Raw genomic sequence first — 1,106 nt, 5'->3', positions numbered from 1 at the left:
CCTTTCTTAACATGTCCATGGTCTGCTTAAGATTAGGGCTGCGGGAAATAGTATAGGAAACAATCTCTTGGGTGCAGCCATCAATGATCGGTGATAAATAGGTCTTTTGCCCCTTGAGCTTAAACTCCGTCACATCTGAATACCATTTGTGATTGGGATAAACAGCACTAAAGCTGCGTTTAATCAGGTCAGGCTTAATCGGACCCTGAGTGCCACGATAGCTGCTGTATTTGTGCCAGCGTTTACTGACTATGCCAAACAGTTTCAGCTTGTTCATTAAGCGCTGCACCTTTTTATGGTTGATTAATAAACCGCGACGCCTAAGTTCTGCAGTAATGCGGCGATAGCCATAGCGATGCTTGTGTTCCTCATAAATAGCTTTGATTTCAGCCATTATTTCTCGATTATCTCGCTCTTTGTCCTTCTTCTTTAAAGTGTAGTAGTAATTACTACGGGATAGATGGGGCAGATTCGGATTGGCATTAATGGTATCAAGAATAAAAGTTACGCTGACTTTAAGCTCGCGCCTTAGTTGGGTAACTGCCTGGGCTATTTCCGCGGCTTGCGGTTCTTGGTCCGCTGGTCGACTAAGACGCTCAATTTTTTTACGAATTCGTTCTCGATTTTCAGCTTCAAGTTCTGCTGGCGTAAGCGTTCGTTCTCTTGCTTGAGCCGATGATTTTCCTGCTTGATCAGCTGTTCTCTTTTGGTCATGGGGCGGTCGTCCTCTCTGCTTGTTAACGATATTATACCCATTTTTACGATATTCGCGCAGCCAATTAGACAACATGCCATGACTTTTTAAACCTAAATCTAGTGCTACGTGATAAAGGGGTTCATGGTCAACTATGATTCGCTTGAGAGCTTGCTCCTTAAAATTACTTGTATAAGCAGTGTAAGGCTGATCTAAAATGGCTAGACCATGACGGTCAATTAAAGCCAACAAGTAACTAATATTAGTCCTGCCAACTCGATAACGCTGACTTAGCTTAGCAGGGCTGATTTGATAATCATGCCAAAGATGATAGATTTCAATTTTATCTTGTTTAGATAATTTAGACATAAAAATGACCCCCAAATTTGTCCTAAATTTGGGGGTCATATCA

The 1,106-nt window shown here is 42.0% G+C and carries 1 protein-coding gene; it reads right to left on the bottom strand.

The window, feature by feature from the left end; translation table 11 throughout:
* On the bottom strand, positions 1-1,063 hold a 1,063-nt coding region (locus GYV61_RS09715), incomplete at its 3' end, for an IS3 family transposase (protein WP_174795617.1).
* Positions 1,064-1,106: the final 43 nt, after the last annotated feature.

The sequence above is a fragment of the Lactobacillus melliventris genome (assembly GCF_013346935.1).
Lineage (GTDB): Bacteria > Bacillota > Bacilli > Lactobacillales > Lactobacillaceae > Lactobacillus.
This window is presented reverse-complemented; position numbering and strand designations above follow the sequence as displayed.